This is a genomic window from Vibrio mytili (genome assembly GCF_049563345.1).
Taxonomy (GTDB): Bacteria; Pseudomonadota; Gammaproteobacteria; order Enterobacterales; family Vibrionaceae; genus Vibrio; species Vibrio mytili.
Map to the genome: position 1 here is coordinate 962,692 of NZ_CP110482.1, position 19,244 is coordinate 981,935.

13 protein-coding genes are annotated in these 19,244 nt (G+C 46.3%); 9 read left to right on the forward strand and 4 right to left on the reverse strand.

Annotated elements, in window-relative coordinates; all coding sequences use genetic code 11:
- Positions 1–3 precede the first annotated feature (3 nt).
- Positions 4–930: an ABC transporter ATP-binding protein gene (locus ONE56_RS17870; protein WP_041153962.1), complete on the forward strand. Its 927-nt coding sequence runs from the start codon at positions 4–6 to the stop codon at positions 928–930.
- Positions 930–2,027, forward strand: a complete 1,098-nt coding sequence (locus ONE56_RS17875; RefSeq protein ID WP_331437686.1) for an ABC transporter permease — start codon at positions 930–932, stop codon at positions 2,025–2,027. The genes ONE56_RS17870 and ONE56_RS17875 overlap by 1 nt, the downstream gene beginning before the upstream one ends.
- 11 nt (positions 2,028–2,038) lie before the next feature.
- Here ONE56_RS17875 and ONE56_RS17880 read toward each other — a convergent pair whose 3' ends face one another.
- Complete coding sequence (locus ONE56_RS17880; protein ID WP_423840630.1) at positions 2,039–2,410, reverse strand: hypothetical protein; 372 nt, start codon at positions 2,408–2,410, stop codon at positions 2,039–2,041.
- 405 nt (positions 2,411–2,815) lie between these two features.
- Positions 2,816–7,084 carry a formate dehydrogenase subunit alpha gene (gene fdhF, locus ONE56_RS17885; RefSeq protein ID WP_423840631.1) on the reverse strand — a complete coding sequence of 1,423 codons (4,269 nt, stop codon included), beginning with the start codon at positions 7,082–7,084 and terminating at the stop codon, positions 2,816–2,818.
- A 185-nt stretch (positions 7,085–7,269) separates the two neighbouring features.
- Between fdhF and ONE56_RS17890 the strand changes: the two genes are divergently transcribed.
- The 6 genes from ONE56_RS17890 to ONE56_RS17915 all read left to right on the forward strand — a co-directional run bounded on the left by ONE56_RS17890 (position 7,270) and on the right by ONE56_RS17915 (position 16,302).
- The gene (locus ONE56_RS17890; protein ID WP_423840632.1) at positions 7,270–7,746 is read left to right on the forward strand and encodes a hypothetical protein; all 477 of its coding nucleotides are present in this window, start codon (positions 7,270–7,272) and stop codon (positions 7,744–7,746) included.
- A 220-nt stretch (positions 7,747–7,966) separates the two neighbouring features.
- Positions 7,967–9,373, forward strand: coding sequence for a TolC family protein (locus ONE56_RS17895; protein ID WP_423840633.1), 1,407 nt, complete (start codon positions 7,967–7,969; stop codon positions 9,371–9,373).
- Between the two features lie 89 nt (positions 9,374–9,462).
- On the forward strand, positions 9,463–11,178 hold the full coding sequence (locus ONE56_RS17900; protein ID WP_423840634.1) for an efflux RND transporter periplasmic adaptor subunit: 1,716 nt from the start codon (positions 9,463–9,465) through the stop codon (positions 11,176–11,178).
- Between the two features lie 2 nt (positions 11,179–11,180).
- Complete coding sequence (locus ONE56_RS17905; protein WP_423840635.1) at positions 11,181–14,318, forward strand: efflux RND transporter permease subunit; 3,138 nt, start codon at positions 11,181–11,183, stop codon at positions 14,316–14,318.
- A gap of 66 nt (positions 14,319–14,384) precedes the next feature.
- Positions 14,385–14,966, forward strand: a complete 582-nt coding sequence (gene copI / locus ONE56_RS17910; protein WP_041153966.1) for a copper-resistant cuproprotein CopI — start codon at positions 14,385–14,387, stop codon at positions 14,964–14,966.
- Between the two features lie 253 nt (positions 14,967–15,219).
- Entirely contained in the window at positions 15,220–16,302 is a 1,083-nt protein-coding gene (locus ONE56_RS17915) for an AarF/UbiB family protein (protein WP_423840636.1), read from the forward strand.
- Between the two features lie 160 nt (positions 16,303–16,462).
- On the opposite strand, the gene ONE56_RS17920 is transcribed toward ONE56_RS17915, so the two are convergent.
- On the reverse strand, positions 16,463–17,797 hold the full coding sequence (locus ONE56_RS17920) for a ferredoxin reductase family protein (protein ID WP_423840637.1): 1,335 nt from the start codon (positions 17,795–17,797) through the stop codon (positions 16,463–16,465).
- A gap of 196 nt (positions 17,798–17,993) precedes the next feature.
- Between ONE56_RS17920 and blaCARB the strand changes: the two genes are divergently transcribed.
- Positions 17,994–18,845: a CARB/PSE/RTG family carbenicillin-hydrolyzing class A beta-lactamase gene (blaCARB, locus tag ONE56_RS17925; RefSeq protein ID WP_041153969.1), complete on the forward strand. Its 852-nt coding sequence runs from the start codon at positions 17,994–17,996 to the stop codon at positions 18,843–18,845.
- A gap of 166 nt (positions 18,846–19,011) precedes the next feature.
- On the opposite strand, the gene ONE56_RS17930 is transcribed toward blaCARB, so the two are convergent.
- Positions 19,012–19,164 carry a hypothetical protein gene (locus ONE56_RS17930; protein ID WP_423840638.1) on the reverse strand — a complete coding sequence of 51 codons (153 nt, stop codon included), beginning with the start codon at positions 19,162–19,164 and terminating at the stop codon, positions 19,012–19,014.
- Positions 19,165–19,244 lie beyond the last annotated feature (80 nt).

Genomic DNA, 19,244 nt, shown 5'->3' on the forward strand with positions numbered 1-19,244 from the left:
CCCATGACCGAATACGCGATTCAGGCCCACAATGTGGTGAAAAGATTCGGTGATTTTACTGCGATCAACGATATCACGTTAAACGTGCCCAAAGGTTCGATTTACGGTTTTCTAGGGCCTAATGGATGCGGTAAATCCACGACTATTCGCGTGCTTACTGGCTTACTCAGCCCCAGTGAAGGCAGCGTCGATGTGCTCGGTCTAGAGATCCCCAAACAAGCAGAGCAGTTGAGACTTAAGATCGGCTATATGACACAGAAGTTCTCCTTGTACGACGATCTTTCTGTACAGGAAAATCTTGAGTTTATTGGCCAAATCTACAGCTTGCCCAAAAAACACCTCACAGCCAAAATCGAAGATCAACTTCACATATACGGTTTAGGTCAGTTACGAAAACAACGAGTCAATAGCTTGAGTGGCGGTCAGAAACAACGCCTGTCCCTTGCTGCAGCGACGATGCATGAGCCAGAACTTTTGTTCTTAGATGAGCCAACGTCCGCGGTGGACCCAGAAAATCGGCGTGAATTTTGGGAACAACTGTTTGACCTGTGCGACAAAGGCACGACAATCCTTGTGACCACCCATTACATGGACGAAGCTGAACGCTGCCACCGTCTCGCAATCATGGAGTCAGGAGAAATTCGCGCGGATGGTGAACCGGAACAATTAATGCAAAACATGAGGGTGAACATTGTCGAAGTCAAAGCGAACAAACTAAGGGAACTGAAAGAAAAGCTCATTCAGCGTGAAGAAGTTCGTTCTGCTGCACAACTCGGGATCCGATTAAGAATTCTCATTCACCAACATATTGAACAGCCAATAGAATGGTTGAGAAATACTTTTCCAGAACTAAAACATGCTGAAATGAGCGACGCACGTCCTAGTTTAGAAGACGTGTTTGTCAGCGTAACAGGAAAAGGCCGACAATAATGAGTACCATCACCCGCATGAAAGCGGTAATGATAAAAGAGATACGCCAACTGTCTCGTGACCGCATTACATTTGGCATGGTGGTGATGATCCCGCTCATTCAACTGTTACTGTTCGGATTTGCAATCAACACAGATATCCGCAATATCCCTGTTGGCGTTGTAGACCAAAGTGGCAGTACTGCAGGGCGTATCATTACTCAGTCTGTAAAAGTGACTCAGGTCGTGGATATCAAAGCAACCTATGCCACACCTCAAGAAGCAGAACAAGCGATTCAGGATGGTCTCGTGCGTGCGGCACTCATTTTACCCAGCGATCTGACCCAACGAATGATGCAAGGACGTGTTCTTGGGCAATGGATTGTCGATGGTTCTGACACCATGATCAGTTCTGCGATTCTGTCACTGCAAACCATGCCACTCACGGATTTTGACTTCGACATCAGATCAGCCCCCATTAAAACCTTTGAAGTCGCGCTCTATTACAATCCGAGTCGGCGCTCAGCAGTCAACATTGTTCCTGGCCTACTAGGAATTATTCTTACTATGACGATGATTTTGTTTACTAGCGCGGCCATTGTTCGAGAGCGTGAGCGTGGCAATCTCGAGCTACTCATCACCACACCGATTCACTCAATCGAGTTGATGATTGCTAAGATCGTTCCGTATATATTTGTTGGATTAATTCAAGTCTTCATCATCTTGGGATTAGGACACTGGATTTTCGACGTACCAATAAACGGCGCTCTGAGTCAGGTTTTGTTAGGCACATTGTTATTTATCGCGGCCAGTTTGACACTTGGATTAGTGATCTCCACCGTCGCCTCGACTCAACTTCAAGCGATGCAGATGACGGTATTTATTCTTCTTCCTTCCATCCTGCTTTCAGGATTTATGTTTCCTTATGAAGGCATGCCCATCGCGGCCCAGTGGATCTCTGAAGTCCTGCCAGCAACGCATTTTATGCGCATGATTCGAGGCATTGTCTTACGTGGTGCAGACTTAGTCGATTTGTGGCGAGATACACTTTGGTTGGTGGGCTTTACCTTACTTGGCTTGCTCGTCGCTTCATTAAGATTTAAGAAATCGCTGGATTAATAACCTGGTACTCAATAGTACTCACCGTACGAGCAATCTCTTAAATGGGATATTGTGTAGTTTTTCAGCGAGTCTATTTTGAAATAGAACAGAACCTCTTTGCACACGACACCTTCTCGATCGGTATAAGTAATAAGGCCTTCACTGTAAGCCCGGTTGCCGTCTGACGACTTAATGCGTGCATCTAGCTCAAGGTGTCCTTTATGCGATTTGACCTTATTCTTAACGTCAAATGCATCAATCCACTCTTCCCGATTCGCCATCTGAATCAGCATAGATTCAGCCTGCGTTTCCAACTGCTTAGGATACACATACATTCGGTTGTATCCGAAATAGGCGCACATAAGTAATAAGACCAAGGTCAATGAGGTTGTTCTTGTCATACAAGTTTCCTCTTTTTTGTTATTCGTATATCTAAGTAACCTAAAGTTGTTCGATTCAGCGAGAATAGCTGAGCGCTTAGCCGCGGCAACATATGAATCTTGTTTCACTAATTAACTTGGGTATAAGCATAGTGGATATGAAAAGTTTAGGTTATAAAACTTACCTAAATAACAAGGAATGGTCAGAAATGGTCAATTCTATGACAAGCTCTAACAGCACTTGAACAAAAAACAGTCAACATGTCTGAAAACGTTAAAATAACGAGAATGATCAAGTCAAAAAGCTGAAGAACTGAAGGACTGAAGAACTGAAGAACTGAAGAACTGAAGAACTGAAGAACTGAAGAACTGATAAAAACTCAAACAAGTGAGAACCCATGTCGAGCTCTCACCTGCCTATTTTATCTAACCCGTGTGAACGAGCGTTGAAGATTTAGCCGGTACGTCCTCCGTTACGCTCACCTCAATTTTTACTGCAGCGACTTTAAACTCTGGGATTTTCGCATGCGGATCGGTTGCCGTTGTGGTTAAACGGTTTACCGGTGATTCAACAAAGTGGAATGGAATAAATACCACCCCTTGCTGCATTCGTTTGGTGACAAAAGCATCTATTTCCATGTTGCCACGGCGGGTAGAGATTTTCAGCCTCTGCCCATTACTGATGCCCAGTATTTCTGCATCCTCAACACTGATCATCGCCCTCGGGCCAGCCAAATTATCTAACCCTTTGGTTTTTCGCGTCATCGTTCCCGTATGGAATTGCTCTAAAACACGCCCCGTGGTCAGTACTAAAGGAAACTCCTCATCCGGAAGCTCAGCAGCATAGCGGAATGGAATTCCCACCATTTGCCCTTTGCCACGCGTAAACTGCGTCTGGTGCATAATGCGCGTACCGTGCGGATTGTTCTTATTGCTCGGCCATTGCACACCATTTGGCGTAATCGTCTCCCAACGTAATCCTGCGTATTGTGGTGTGACGCGAGCGATCTCATTGGTGATCTCAGAAACGCAGTGATAGTGCCAATCGCCACCCATCGCGTTGGCAATGTCTTGAATGATCTTCCAGTCTTCTCTCGCCTCACCCGGTGCCGACACCACTTGATTAATCCGCTGTACACGGCGCTCAGTATTAGTGAAATGCCCGGTCTTCTCTGCAAAGGAACAAGAAGGAAGAACGACATCCGCATACTGTGCGGTTTCGGTTAGGAAAATGTCTTGCACCACCAAGAAATCTAATGCTTCCAAACCTTCAATCACATGGGCTTGGTTTGGATCACTGAGCACTGGGTTTTCACCCATAATGTACATACCGCGCACATCGCGTTTACACGCTGCGTCGATAATCTCGGTCAGTGTCAACCCCTGCTCAGCAGACAAGTCCGGTGCGTTCCACTCTATAGAAAAGTGTTGACGTACCATTGGGTTATATACTTTTTGATATCCTGGATAGCAGTTTGGCAGCGCTCCCATATCACACGCGCCTTGCACATTCGATTGACCGCGTAGCGGATTAATACCACCACCTTCGATGCCGATGTTGCCGCACAACAACTGCAAATTTGCAATCGAGCGCACATTGTCGTGTCCAGTGGTATGCTGGGTAATCCCCATCGAGTAGTAAACTGCGGTGCGCTGAGCAGTCCCTATCATGCGCGCCATCGCGAAAATATCTTGCGATTTCACGCCCGTAACAAGCTCAACTTTATCGAGATTATACGCTGGCGACATTACCTCTTGTAATAAGGTATCAAAGCCATCAACACGCTCTTCAACGTACTCTGAGTCATACCAACCATTTTTGATGATTTGCTGCATCACCCCGTTGAGTAGCATGACATCAGTACCGGGGCGATGTGCTAAGTAAAGTTCGGCATGATCGACCATATCCACACGTTTAGGATCGGCAACGATCAAACGAGCACCGTTATGTCGAATCGCTTGTTTAATATGCGAGGCGATGATTGGGTGTGCGGATGTGGTATCCGAACCGATAATAAAGATAACATCAGAATGCTGAATACTTGGAATATCGTTGGTCATCGCACCACTGCCCAGAGAGGCCTCTAGCCCCGTAACCGTTGAAGCGTGACACAAGCGCGCACAGTGGTCGACATTGTTGGTGCCTAATTCACGACGAATAAACTTTTGGAACAGGTAGTTATCTTCATTAGTCGTTTTAGCAGAAGAGAAACCTGCCAGCGCATTTCCTCCAAAATCCTGCTTGATTGCGGAGAACTTGGACGCCACTAACTGGATCGCCTCTTCCCAACTAGCCGGTTGTAGCCAGCCGTCTTTTCGAATCAAAGGGGTAGTTAAACGCTCTTCGCTGGCAATGAAGTCAAAACCAAATCGCCCTTTCACACACAACATACCTTGGTTAACTGGCGAGTCTGCCCCTTCTACATAACGGACTTTATTTTCGGCTTCATCAACATACATGGTCAACTTACAACCCACACCACAGTAGGTGCAGATCGTATCCACAGCTTTCAAGTGCTCGGTACGACCTTGAGAGCGATCACGACTGTCTACCATGGCACCGGTTGGGCACGCTTGTACGCAGGCACCACACTGAACACAGTTAGAATCCCCCATCAAGGTTGCAGCGTTAACGTTTGAACCTTTTTCTGCACTGCGAAATCTCGGACGGTCATCTGGTCGTAATGCCGGACGTCCATTTTCGTCACTGACAAAACTCAATACCCCGTGTACCGCTTTTTCGCGGCAGGCTTGAATACATTGGCCACAGCTAATACAACGGTTGGCATCAAATTCGATAAACTCCGAACTACGGTCAACTGGGTACTTATGACGAAGATCTTTTGCTCGCAAGTCGAGCCAATCTTGATGCCCAACAACTTTCGTTGGCGAGAGTTTTAGTGACGATTCAAAAGACTGTGTCACCTCATATTCCGTCGCATAATCACGTAAATCACAATCTGTATTTGCCTGACAACCACACTCCAAACATCGAGCCGCTTCTTGCATGGCTTCTTCATTGTTAAAGCCTAATTCCACTTCAGCAAAACTTTGTTCACGTTGTTCAGGTGTTAACTCAGGCATGATTGAACGCGCCACTTTTTGAATGTTCTCAAAGTGCAGCGGATCAACTTGCGATAACGTCTTCTCTTTACGAGAGTTAAACGCCACAGTTGGCATATCCGCCATGTCGCCATTGAGGAATAAATCTATCGCTTTTGCAACGACACGACCATCTCCCACCGCTTCAACCGCCGTTGCAGGGCCTCGTCGAAAGTCGCCGATACTAAAAATATTCCCGGTACCGGTGTGCATAGTTTTGTCGTCCGTTTCAGACGTGTTCCATCGAGTCACAGGGATAGAAACGCTGTCATTATCTAAAAAGCTCAGATCAGGCTTTTGAGAAACGGCCGCAATGACGGTATCGAACTCTTCCGTGAAAAACTCACCAGTTGGTTTCGGACTGCGGCGACCTGAAGAGTCTGGCGCGCCTAAGGCCATGCGCTCTAGACGAATCGCCTTCACAGCCCCTTTATCGTCTGAGACATTTTCTGCTGGATTGGTAAGAAAATGGAATTTTACGCCTTCATGCTCGGCTTCCACGATTTCGTAGTCTTCAGCAGGCATCTCTTCTCGAGTTCGACGATAGATAATTGTGGTATCCGCTCCCGCACGACGGGCGGTCCGGGCACAGTCAATCGCCGTGTTACCACCACCAATCACCGCCACTTTTTTACCCGTGACGTATGTTTGCTCAGTCACATAGTCTTTCAGGTAATCGACCCCCAAATAGCAACCTTGCAAGTCGCTACCCGGATAATTCATTTCTACCGCTTGCGATGCCCCAACCGCTAAACACACTGCGTCGTAATCGTCACTTAATTGGGAAAGCGTGAAATCAACCCCGAGCTTTTTATCGGTCTCGATCCGCATGCCATTGCGACACATTAATTCGATTTCTTTATCCAGAATGTCCTTTGGCAAACGGTATTCTGGTATACCGTAACGTAACCATCCCCCCGCTTTTGGCATAGACTCAAAAACGGTGACGTTATAGCCTTCATTCGTTAAGTAGTACCCAGCCGTTAAACCACCGGGGCCGCTGCCCACAATCGCGATGTTTAAGTTTTTAGCGGTTTTCTGTTCAGGAACAAAAGACTCATAGCTTGCTAAGTCCGCATCCGCAGCGTGTCGTTTAAGTTGACGAATTGCAATTGGCTCATCCACCAAAGCACGACGACATTCACTTTCACAAAATGCAGGACAGACTCGACCAATTGACAGCGGCATAGGCAACGTACGCTTAATCACTTCAATTGCTTTTTGATGATCGTTTTGTGCGATGTGATATAGGTACGATTGGATGTCTACGCCAGCTGGGCAGGCAGTTTTACATGGCGCCTCGCAGTCAGCGTAATGATCTTTCATGATGCGGTTCAAGGCTTTCCGGCGACGTTCGGTTAAATCTTCAGACTGTGTAAGAACATTCAAACCATGGTGCACTTCGAGTTCACAAGCGCGCTTGATACCACCGCTTTCGACTTCAACCACACACAAGTCACACGGAATTTTCTCATTACTTTTATTCGAGCCGCATAATGAGGGAATCTCTACCCCACACACTTTTGCGGCTTCTAGAAGGGTTAGCCCTTCTTCGACTATTCTATATTTTCCGTCAATGACAATTTCGATCATATTTCCCCCGAGGCTAGCCAATTGACCTCATTATTTTTAAGGATAAATCCTACTACGCTGCACGCTTGTGACAAAACACTCAATAAGAGAATTTTATTGTAGATTCTTAAGTATTGACCTTCCCCCTAGGGTAACCTTTATAATGTAAGGGTTATTAACATCATCACTCTTATTTTGGATACGGTATGCGTCTCAAATCACTGCATACAATTTGGCTTACGTTACTCACCACACTGGTACTTGTTGTATCGAGTGTCGCGAACAGTGCGTCGCTAATGAGTTTAAGAATGATGTCGAATAACAACTCCATGTCGTCTCACGCTATGGCTAACACACAGCCAATGCTTAATAGGCAGAAAACCGAACACTGTGGTTCTCACGTAATGGAGAGAGTGGTAGATACTCACGCTTCGCATTCTCCCGATCAAGCTTCGCTCTCCTTGTCTGAAAACGCCTTAGCTGAAAACGTGATGGCAGATTGTGTGGACAACACAGGCTCAATTCATAACTGCTGTTCAGCGTCCTGTTCAGCCATGTTCGTGTATTTACCAACACCAAGTAATCATACTTTACCGCAGGCCTATCGTGCTCCAATGTTGTTCGATACAAGTGCACCTGTTGTACAAGTCAACAACAACCTCTATCGACCTCCCATCGTTTAACTTCCCCCAACCATATTCGATCCTGCTAACTCGCAGGTTGTTTAACTACACCCAATTTTTGAACTAAAACTCTCTCCTACTTTGTGCTTACTGACATGAGTACATGGCAACACATGAACAGGTTTTAGCTCATAGAATTGGTGAACTCCCTTCATATGCTCTGGACATACGAGTTCGATCGTACCTCAGCTCTTGAAGAGAAACATTTTGGATGTAAACGATGAAATTCCACCCCAATCGTTTAGTGAGCACTATTTGCTCACTGACCTTTGTTGCCTTACCCGCCTTTAATGTCATGGCGCAGTCCTCATCTGACATTTCGGCAAATGAGTCAACACAAGTTCAATCAGCCCAAGAACTTGAAAAACTAATTAACCTTGCATTGAGTAATGACGGAACTCGAAAGCAGTTCTTTGCACAGTCCGAAGCCATACGCGAATCTGGTGTGGCAAGCGCAACGCTCATGGATCCAAAATTGAAAGTTGGTTTTGGCGGCTTACCTGTCGACAGTTTTCAATTTGATGACGATCCAATGACCAATATTTCCGTTGGCCTAATGCAGCAGTTTGAACGCGGTTCCACCCTTGGTCTGCAGCAAAAGAAAGCGAATCAACAAGCTGATGGTGTCGAACTCCAAGTACATGCGCGTGAATTGGAGATTGCCAACAGCATGACCCAACTCTGGCTTGAGCTTGGGTATCAACAACGAGCGGAACAGATCATGTTGGAAAACCGCCGTTTAATGAAAGAAATGGAAAACTTTATTCAAACCAATTATTCGATTGGTAAGAGTGAGGCTCAGGATTTACTCAATGCACAACTCCAAGTCAGCAAATTAGACGAAAAGCTACAGGCCAACGCACAGATGCAGCGTCGTTTGGTTGCTCAGCTGTCTGAATGGTTAGGAGCAGATTGGATTCACAACGATGCACAGCACAATCAAATCTCTATTAAAGCCAGTAACCAATTGAACTGGAGCCATTTAACGCGAATACTCGCCGCAAATACCGATACCAGTAAGCATTATGAACAGTTGAGCTTCCACCCTATGGTGAAAATGGCGGATATCAGTGTTTCAACTAATGAAACTCAGGTAGAAATCGCCGAGCAAGCTTATACACCACAGTTTGGGGTCGAAGTGGCTTATGCTTATCGTCAGGCAAACAACATGAAAGGTGAACCAGCATCCGATTTAGTCAGTGCTTATCTCACCATGGATATTCCTCTGTTTACGGGCAATCGCCAAGACCGAAACCTCGCAGCAGCCCAATATCAGGTTGGGGCAGCTCGCTCTCAGAAAGACACATTACTCACCCAAATGAATGCCAAGGTAAACACCTTGCTAGTCGATCGTACCAATCTAACTCAACGTTTGGAACGGTATCAATCCACCCTACTTCCTCAAGTCAAAGCTCGTATTCGCGCGGTAGAGCGAGGTTACCAAAATAACACCGCTCAGTTTAACGATGTGCTCATGGCAAGTACTGATGAGCTGGCCCTAAAGCTAGAACAACAGCGCTTGCTCACCGATTTAAACATCGTAAACAGCAATTTATCAGCGCTGTTGGGCGGGTTTGAATATCAGGTATCAACACCCGTTATTACGCCTGAAAAGAATACGAACTGAATCACGAAAAACTCGAAACCTCTCGACGCAGTCCGAAATACAAAAAATACATCGACTGTTGAATGAAATGAGGAAATAAGGAATTAAGAATGACGTCAAACTCAATCAAAATTGCCACGATCGCTCTGCTTATCGGTGGAGTACTCGGATTTGGAGCAAACCAATTTAGCTCTGGCACGAAGCACGAGACCGCCAACATAGGCGAGAACACATCAAGCAGTTCAGATGAACCGTTATATTGGGTCGCTCCGATGGACCCTAATTACCAGCGAGATAAGCCCGGAAAGTCTCCAATGGGAATGGATTTAGTCCCTGTTTATGCAGGCGATCTCGCCGGTGAACAGGATAAGCCGGGAACGGTAACGATTGATCCATCGGTGGAAAATAACCTCGGAGTGAAAACGGCTGCCGTCACCTTAGAGAAACTCGCCCCTCGTATTGAAACGGTCGGTTATATTGCTTTTGATGAAAGTCATCTTTGGCAAACCAACGTCAGAGTCGCTGGTTGGGTTGAACAACTGTACATCAATGCTGTAGGTGAGCAGGTTAAAAAAGGCGATGTATTGTTCACGCTATATTCGCCGGAGCTCGTTAAAGCACAAGAAGAGCTTCTGAATGCTTACCGCACGGGTCGCAATGGCTTAGTAAAAGGCGCAACCGAGCGCTTGGTGACTTTGGGCGTTGATCGCTCGCAAATCAAAACGATAACCCAACGCGGAAAAGCGTCACAAACCATTGAAATTAAAGCCCCTGCCGACGGAATCATAGCGAGTTTAAACGTTCGAGAAGGCGGGTATCTATCACCGGCTCAAGTCGTGGTCAGTGCGGGGCCACTTGATAATGTTTGGGTAGACGCAGAAGTGTTCGAACGTCAAGCCCATTGGATGAAAGCGGGTAGTAACGCCTCTATGACACTGGATGCGATTCCTGGCAAGGAGTGGCAAGGCCTGGTGGATTATGTTTACCCCATTTTGGATCCGAAAACCCGAACATTGCGTGTGCGCTTAAAATTCCCCAACCCAAATGGCGAACTTAAGCCTAATATGTTTGCCAACATTGCCCTACAACCGGTTAGTGACGAAGCTGTGATGACGATTCCAAAGTCTGCGGTTATTCGCTCTGGCGGAATGGCTCGGGTGGTATTGGCAGAAGGCAACGGAAAATATCGTTCAACACGCATTAAGGTTGGACGTGAAGCCGACGACAAGACGGAAGTGCTGGAAGGTCTAACCCAAGATGATCACATCGTCACATCAGCGCACTTCATGCTTGACTCAGAATCCAGTCAGTCTGCAGACCTATCAAGAATCTCGAAGGCAAAACAAACGCCTGCCCCAACCGCATGGGCAAAAGGTGAAATTACCGATGTAATGAACGATCATCGGATGCTGACCATCAACCACCAACCAGTACCGGAATGGGACTGGCCAGGCATGGTGATGAATTTTACCTTAGGTGAAGGGGTAGAAATGAATGGCCTGAACAAAGGGCAAGCCATTGAGTTCGAAATCCAAAAAACACCATCGGGCCAGTATGAGATTTTGGACTACAAAGCCAATGATAGTGTAGTGGTCACTGACGTTTGGCTAACAGGTGACATCAGCATGCTAATGGCCGACTTTGGCATGATTACTCTCAACCATATGCCAGTTGCAGAATGGAATTGGGAGGCTGGGGAAATGAACTTCTCAGTGGGCAACGATGTTGATTTATCCGGCTTTGAAGAAGGGCAAAAAGTTCGGTTTCTAATCGAAAAGCAAGGCTCTGATTATGTGCTCAAGCAACTTGAAGCGGTCGAGGGATAATTATGATTAGCGCAATTATTCGTTGGTCCATCAATAACCGCTTTATGGTACTGATCGCGACGATCGTGCTGGTATTAGCCGGACTTTATAGTGTAAAAAACACACCTGTCGATGCTATTCCAGACTTGTCTGATGTACAGGTCATCATAAAAACAAGCTACCCGGGACAAGCCCCTCAAGTCGTAGAAGATCAAGTCACCTATCCGCTCACAACGGCAATGTTAGCGGTTCCGGGCGCAGAAACCGTTCGTGGCTATTCATTCTTTGGCGACTCATACGTTTATATCATTTTTAACGATGATACCGATATGTACTGGGCTCGTTCTCGTGTTTTGGAATACTTAAGCCAAGTTGCACCGAAATTGCCACCCAGTGCGAAGCCAACATTGGGGCCTGATGCAACGGGTGTCGGCTGGGTCTACAGTTATGTCCTACAAGACAAAACGGGTCAACACGACCTTGCTGAACTGCGCAGCTTCCAAGATTGGTTTTTAAAATACGAACTGCAAACCGTTGATGGCGTATCTGAAGTCGCAACCGTTGGCGGCATGGTGAAGCAATATCAGGTTCAAATCGACCCAGCTAAATTACGTGCCTATAACCTCACCTTGCAGCAAGTCAACATGGCCATCCAAAATGGTAACCAAGAGACTGGCGCCTCGGTTGTCGAAGTGGCAGAAGCTGAGCACATGGTTCGAACCACCGGCTATTTGACGAGCATCGAAGACATTGAATCCTTGCCTTTAAAAGTGACCGAGAAAGGTACACCGCTGCTGTTAGGCGACATTGCCGACATCAACTTAGGGCCACAAATGCGCCGTGGTATCTCAGAGTTGAATGGCGAAGGTGAGGCGGTTGGTGGTGTTATCGTCATGCGTTATGGAGAAAACGCGAGCGCAGTCATCCACAAGGTCAAAGAAAAGCTTAATGATTTACAGGCCAGCTTGCCTGATGGTGTGGAAATCGTTCCAACTTACGATCGTTCAACTCTGATCAATGCTGCGGTGGACAACTTATGGAAAAAGCTTGCCGAAGAATTCATCGTCGTCGCGGTCGTTTGTGCGTTGTTCCTGTTCCACATCCGTTCATCCTTGGTCATCGCTCTGAGCTTGCCTGTCGGCATTTTATCTGCCTTCATCATCATGCATTCGCAAGGCATTAACGCCAACATCATGTCACTGGGTGGGATAGCCATTGCCATCGGAGCCATGGTTGACGGAGCGATTGTCATGATCGAGAACGTCCACAAACACATCGAGCGAACACCGTTAACGGATGAAAACCGCTGGCAGGTGATTAGCAAAGCGGCAGAAGAAGTCGGTGCACCGCTGTTCTTCTCACTGCTTATCATCACGTTAAGTTTTGTTCCGGTGTTTGCGCTCGAAGGACAAGAAGGCAAAATGTTCTCGCCTCTCGCCTTTACGAAAACCTACGCCATGGCATCAGCCGCCGCGCTTGCGATCACACTTGTACCCGTTTTAATGGGTTACTTTATTCGGGGAAAAGTGCTTCCTGAACACAAAAACCCAGTGAACCGTAGTTTGGTTGCGCTTTATCGCCCATTGTTAAACCTAAGCCTAAAGTATCCCAAAGCGATGATCGTCCTCGCACTTGGGCTCATGGCGTCAGCATACTACCCAACGAGTCAATTGGGCAGTGAGTTCATACCACCGCTGGATGAAGGCGATTTGATGTACATGCCAACCACTTATCCAGGAATTTCTATTGGTAAAGCGCGTGAATTACTGCAACAAACCAACAAGTTGATCAAAACGGTACCTGAAGTAAAAACCGTTTGGGGCAAAATTGGTCGTGCAGAAACCGCGACAGATCCCGCTCCATTGACGATGATCGAAACCGTGATTCAGTTTAAACCAAGAGAAGAATGGCGCGAGGGGGTAACCACAGAGTCACTGCGCAAAGAGTTCGATGCGCTGATCCAGTTCCCTGGGTTGACGAATGCTTGGGTTATGCCCATTAAGACTCGTATCGATATGCTAGCGACCGGTATTAAAACCCCTATCGGGATCAAAATTGCGGGGCCAGATCTCAAGGAAATTGAAAAAATTGGCGCTCAGTTGGAGCCCATTTTAAATGGTGTTGATGGCACGTCATCGGTTTATGCTGAGCGTGTAGCTGGGGGCCGCTATGTCACAATAGACATCAAGCGTCGCGTTGCCGCTCGTTATGGACTCAATATCAAAGATGTTCAGCAAGTCATTTCTACTGCGGTTGGTGGGATGAACGTAGGTGAAACAATCGAAGGCCTAGAACGGTACCCGATTAACGTTCGCTACCCACAAGATTATCGGGATTCTGTCGTCAAACTGCAAAATTTACCACTCGTTACGCCAAACGGTGCTCGCATTGCTCTCGCTGATGTGGCCGACATTCGCTACGAAGATGGACCACCGATGATTAAGACCGAAAATGCACGTCCTAACGGTTGGGTATTCGTCGATATTGACGGACGCGATCTCGGCTCATATGTCGTCGAAGCACAACAAGCTGTCGCTGATCAACTGGTCCTGCCGACTGGCTATTCGATCGCATGGTCGGGTCAGTATGAATATATGGAGCGAGCCAAAGACCGTTTGAGCATCGTGGTCCCTATCACCATCGTGATCATCATGATGCTGCTTTATTTCAGCTTCCGCCGGATAGGTGAAGTCCTGATCATCATGCTGACACTGCCTTTAGCGATGGTGGGAGGTTTGTGGCTCATGCATTACCTTGGCTACAACTTCTCCATTGCTGTGGGAGTCGGATTTATCGCACTGGCAGGTGTCGCCGTCGAAATTGGGGTCATCATGCTTGTCTACCTTAACCAAGCCTGGCACCACAAAAAGCTCGACGCTCAAGAGAAAAAAGAATCACTAAACCTGAACGATCTGACCAACGCGATTCGTGAAGGTGCGGGCTTACGTGTGCGTCCAGTAATGATGACCGTACTCACCGTAATCATTGGTCTCATACCAATCATGTACGGTGAAGGAACCGGATCTCAAGTGATGCAGCGTATTGCCGCACCAATGATTGGTGGTATGGCGTCAGCGCTTCTGCTCACCCTGCTGGTGTTGCCAGCGATCTTCAAGCTGTGGAAACAGCGCGAAGTGAAAAATCAATCACACCCTAAATAACTAAACAATCAGCGCCATTGTGTTGGTATCAATGGCGCATTACTGATGAAATGTAAGGACATTACGATGAAAAAGACACTAATCGCACTTACTCTGACTATAGCTTCTGGTAGCGTCTTGGCTGAAATGGATCACTCAAATATGAACCATGACGCTATGTCTGTAGAAGGTATGTCTGTAGAAAACATGCCTATGGAGAATATGCAAAGTGAAAGCATGCCTATGGATCATTCAAAAATGGATCACTCAAGTATGGGCGGAATGCCAGGCATGTCTGCGGTAGGCATGCCAGCTACTGGGGCCAAGCCCGACAAGGTGATCCACGTTATCTTGAGTGATGACATGAAAATTACATTCAAAAAAGAGGTAAAAATCGAACCGAACGACGTGGTCCAATTCGTGGTTATGAATACAGGCAAGATCAACCATGAGTTCACTATTGGTTCAGCGCAAGAACAACGTGAACATCGAGAAATGATGAAAACTATGGCTGGTGATCATATGCATGACACTGGTAATGCTGTCACCGTCGCGCCAGGCAAAGCGAAACAGTTGCTGTGGCACTTCCACGGTGACAATAATGTTGAGTTTGCTTGCAACATTCCTGGCCACGCAGAGGCAGGAATGATCAAAAAAGTGAAATTGTAAGCACGCTGTCCTTGTACCTGAACGAGAACGCAAATAGGAGCACTTCGCTGCTCCTACTTCTTTCGGGAAGTCGCATCCTCTGTCGGAAAGTAACCAGACCTCATATCGAGTCATGGAACCTTGAACGATTTCTTCGGTAAACCACTAATCGTCCTTCGCTCTCAGCCCCCGACTGATTATCGCAAGGGTGATATGTCACCAACGGTGTTTTGATAACGTTATCATTCCAATACGCATCGAAACGGAAATTAGAATGACGAAACGTCACGAAGCACAACAACAATTTGAAGAAAGTAATGCCAATTTGATTGTTGGTAACAAGGCTCACTGCCCCATATCGCCAAAACAACTCGCCTTAACCACGAGTCACTCACCTTATGTCATTCAAAGATTCAAAAGTGGGCTTACGGCAGAAGTCTATCGTGTTCGCTTTAACGGAAAGGACTACACGTTAAAGAAAAAGCGCCCGATACCTCTCGTACAAAACCTTGATGGTCAGTTCTCTTTTCTTAATGAGGTGCAACGCCGCTCTGACTTTCAAAAGCTTAAAGATGATCCCAAAACATCTCAAGCATTCAGGTGCATCGTGGAGACAGTGTATGCAGATTATCGCCTGGGTATTATCTTGTCCGAATGGATTGAAGGAGAGCCTATCAGTGAGCTTACCCCTTCGCTGCTATCGCAACTTTTTTCTACCTTGATTGAGAGCGAAAAAGTCGGCTTGTTCGAATGGGATTTAAGTTCTGGTAATTTATTAGTCGATAGTAACCAGAAATTATGGCTATTTGATTTCGGCTATATGTATCCATTTGATCCGCTGACTGAGTTTAACAGTGATGGTACCCAGAGTTCACTGTTTCAATTTTGTGAACGCTTTGAAACCCGGTTTTTATCTGGTTGGATTCTGGACTATGATTGTTCACGACATCAGTCTTTAACGATATTCCATCACGTCAAACACGCAGCCGTAGGTGCACTGGAGAACAAGATTGCATGGTTGCGAGCAAATCATGCAGATAGAGCCATCATTGACGTCACTCAGTCGTTGAAAGCACGATACCTTCTCGCACTTGAAAACCATGACGAACTGGAAAGGCTGTTTACTGTTGAGATGTTTCGCTCCAATGTACTGGATATTGAGGATGATCTGAGTGGCAAAAGCTGTACGCCCACGACCGTTAAGCGAGTGAATACGGTTCTTGAGATGATAGAAAACGACTATCCACTACTCAAAGAGCAAGGTGCGCTGCATTTTCACAATAAAGATAAAAGCAAACAAGAGTTGATTGAGTCGTATCAGAAAAAGTGGCACTTAGTAAAACAGTATCAGCTTTAGCTGAATAAAGTTTCAGATGACTGACTAAGTGGGTAAATTCCCCAAGGTGAAGGATAACCTTTTTATTCCAACTCCAAAATCAAGCTACGCTATGATACGAAGTCGTAGCTTGATCAAAGCCAAAGAGTGACCAAGACATTGCTTCCGTTGCGCAGCCCTTTCACCGCATCACAAACAGCTCTTCATGGTAATGATGCTCAGTATCAAATTGATACGCTTTCAACTGCGCTTTCAATGTTTGTGAGAATGATTCTGGACCGCAAAAAACCAGTTCATAACCTGTTAAGTCTCCGCAACGTTTTACGATCCGTTCCGCATTAAGTCTTGGTGACGACTGGGTATCAATCACGCTCAAATCCACCCTTGCTTGGTGCGCAGCGTGCCAAAGCTCATCCAGCAACTGGCTATCAAGTCCGCGACAACAATAAAATAAGTGCGCTGGCTGATGTGAGCTCCGCTCTTTTAATGTCGCGAGAATTGCGAAGAAAGCCGCAACCCCTACCCCACCAGCGACCCAAATCTGAGGTTTGCTGACGTCGAATTCCAAACGTCCATAAGGCCCTTCCAAAGTGACGTTATCACCGGGTTTTACTCGTTGGTATAAACCAGTCGAAAAATCCCCTAGCTCTTTGATTAAGAACTTCAAATCAGGGTCGGAGCTTGCCGAAGCAATCGTAAATGGGTGGGGGTCTTCATCACCAAAGCGCACATAGGCAAATTGCCCTGCTTTATGCCCTTGCCAACTTTCTGTCGGCGTGAGAACTAATTCCATCACCCCGGCTTGGGAGAAAAAGCGCGTTGACTTAACCCGCATGGGATGACGATTCGCACGGCCGACGAACCCAAGCAAACTGTAAACCGCAGCCGCAGACCCTAGCAAGGCAAATGCCCAAACAACAACATAAATAGGCTCACCCCAATATGCGCGCTTAATCATTAGTACCGAGTGAACCACTAGCATCAAGTAAGCTACGGCCATCAATCGGTGGGATAGTTTGAAGGGTCTATACTTTACGACGGTCCAAAGTGAAATACCAACCAAGACCAATAATAAGTAGAAGCCCCACTCCCCAAAATTCATCGCAACATCACGCAAATCTGCTATCCAGGCTTCCCACCCTTGAAGGTTATGACCCGCAGGCCCAGCACCGGTAAACTTGACAGGTTTCTCCAAAAATTCTGACTCAATCAACCATGTGGGTATTTGATACAACGCCCAATGTAGAACCGCTACGCTAACGCCTGAAATGCCCAACCATTTATGGAGTCTATACGCTTTGTCTAGGCCACGAGTCCATCGTTCAATCGCGGGCAATCGCAATGCCAAAACCATCGCTACCGACATTAAAACCAATGCAACCATGCCTGAATATTGGGTTAGCGCTGAACGCCAACGGAAGAATTGAGTCGATGATAGGAGCTGCGGTTCAGATATCAGCCACAACACTGACACAATCGCTATTAATACAAACACAAAATTCCGTACCGTTTTCATGCTCGTCACCCTCACAACCACCTTTATTCTATTTTAGCTCTTCTAACGTCAATATACGTAAAGTTGCGTAAATCCTGTGCATATTTCTACAGAAAATGGACAGAGATTTAACAGGCCAGATAACCGTGAATCGCTATAGTACCGAACCGAATGACGCGATTTCGCGAGCTAAGATAAAAATAGAAGAACAAGACCTATGAAAAAGTTATTTTTGTTGATGGGACTACTCGTGTATTCATCCGCTAGCTTAGCCACCCACCTCAATGAAAACATTTCTAATATTGAGCAACAAATCTCTGGGCGTATTGGTGTTTCTATTTGGGACACGCAAAACGACAGCCACTGGGATTATCGTGGTGATGAGCGCTTTCCTTTAACGGGGACAGCAAAAACTCTGGCATGTGCAACAATGCTAGAAAGTATGGACACCGGTCAATTAGATAAAAATGCCACGTCTAAATTAGTCAAAGAAAACATGGTAATGTGGTCGCCTGTGATGGAGAAGATGACCGGAGAAAGTGTACGCGTTGAACATGCTTGCGAAGCGGCAATGTTAATGAGTGACAACACCGCTGCCAACCTTGTACTCAGTAGCGTTGGAGGCCCAGACGCAGTAAACTTGTTCCTACGTCGTGTTGGAGACAATACAACACGATTAGATCGCCAAGAGCCAGAAATAAACGAGGCCAAACCAGGGGATGTACGTGATACAACCACGCCAAATGCCATGGTCAATACATTAGAAAGTTTACTTGAGGGCAAAGTACTTGCTTATGAGTCTCGTCTACAGTTAAGAATTTGGATGCAGGACAACAAAGTATCCAACGCTCTTATTCGCTCCGTACTTCCACAAGGATGGTCCATTGCCGATCGTTCTGGGCAGGGAGGTCACGGATCGCGGTCGGTCAATGCAGTGATCTGGAAAGAAGATCATAAGCCCATTTACATCACTATTTACGTGACCGATACCGAACTATCTTTACAAGCACGAGATCAACTCGTTGCTCAAATCAGTCAACTCATTCTAGAGCCCTATAAGAACATATAGGCTTCTGCCCTACCTCTGTGAGTCAAACTACATAAGCACAACAAAAAAGGTAGCGTTCTAGAACACTACCTTTTATTCGTTGGCCACTGGGTAAAATCAATCAACCCGCAGCACTTTTATCAATGACGTTAAATAGATACACGTTTTTTAACGTCATTTCAGTACATTATGCCTTCCTCAGGTCTCTTGTCGGATAAGTCAATACGGCACCATTAGCTTTAACATGCGTATACGCACCACCGCCACTTACACCAGATACGACCATTTTTCCTAGATCAACGCCTTTGGTAGCGACAACTTCATCACCAATTGAAAACATACTGCATACCTTCTATTTAGATTAAGACCATGGGTCAATTGGGTGTATTTAATATGAAATAGCGACATACACCTAATCAG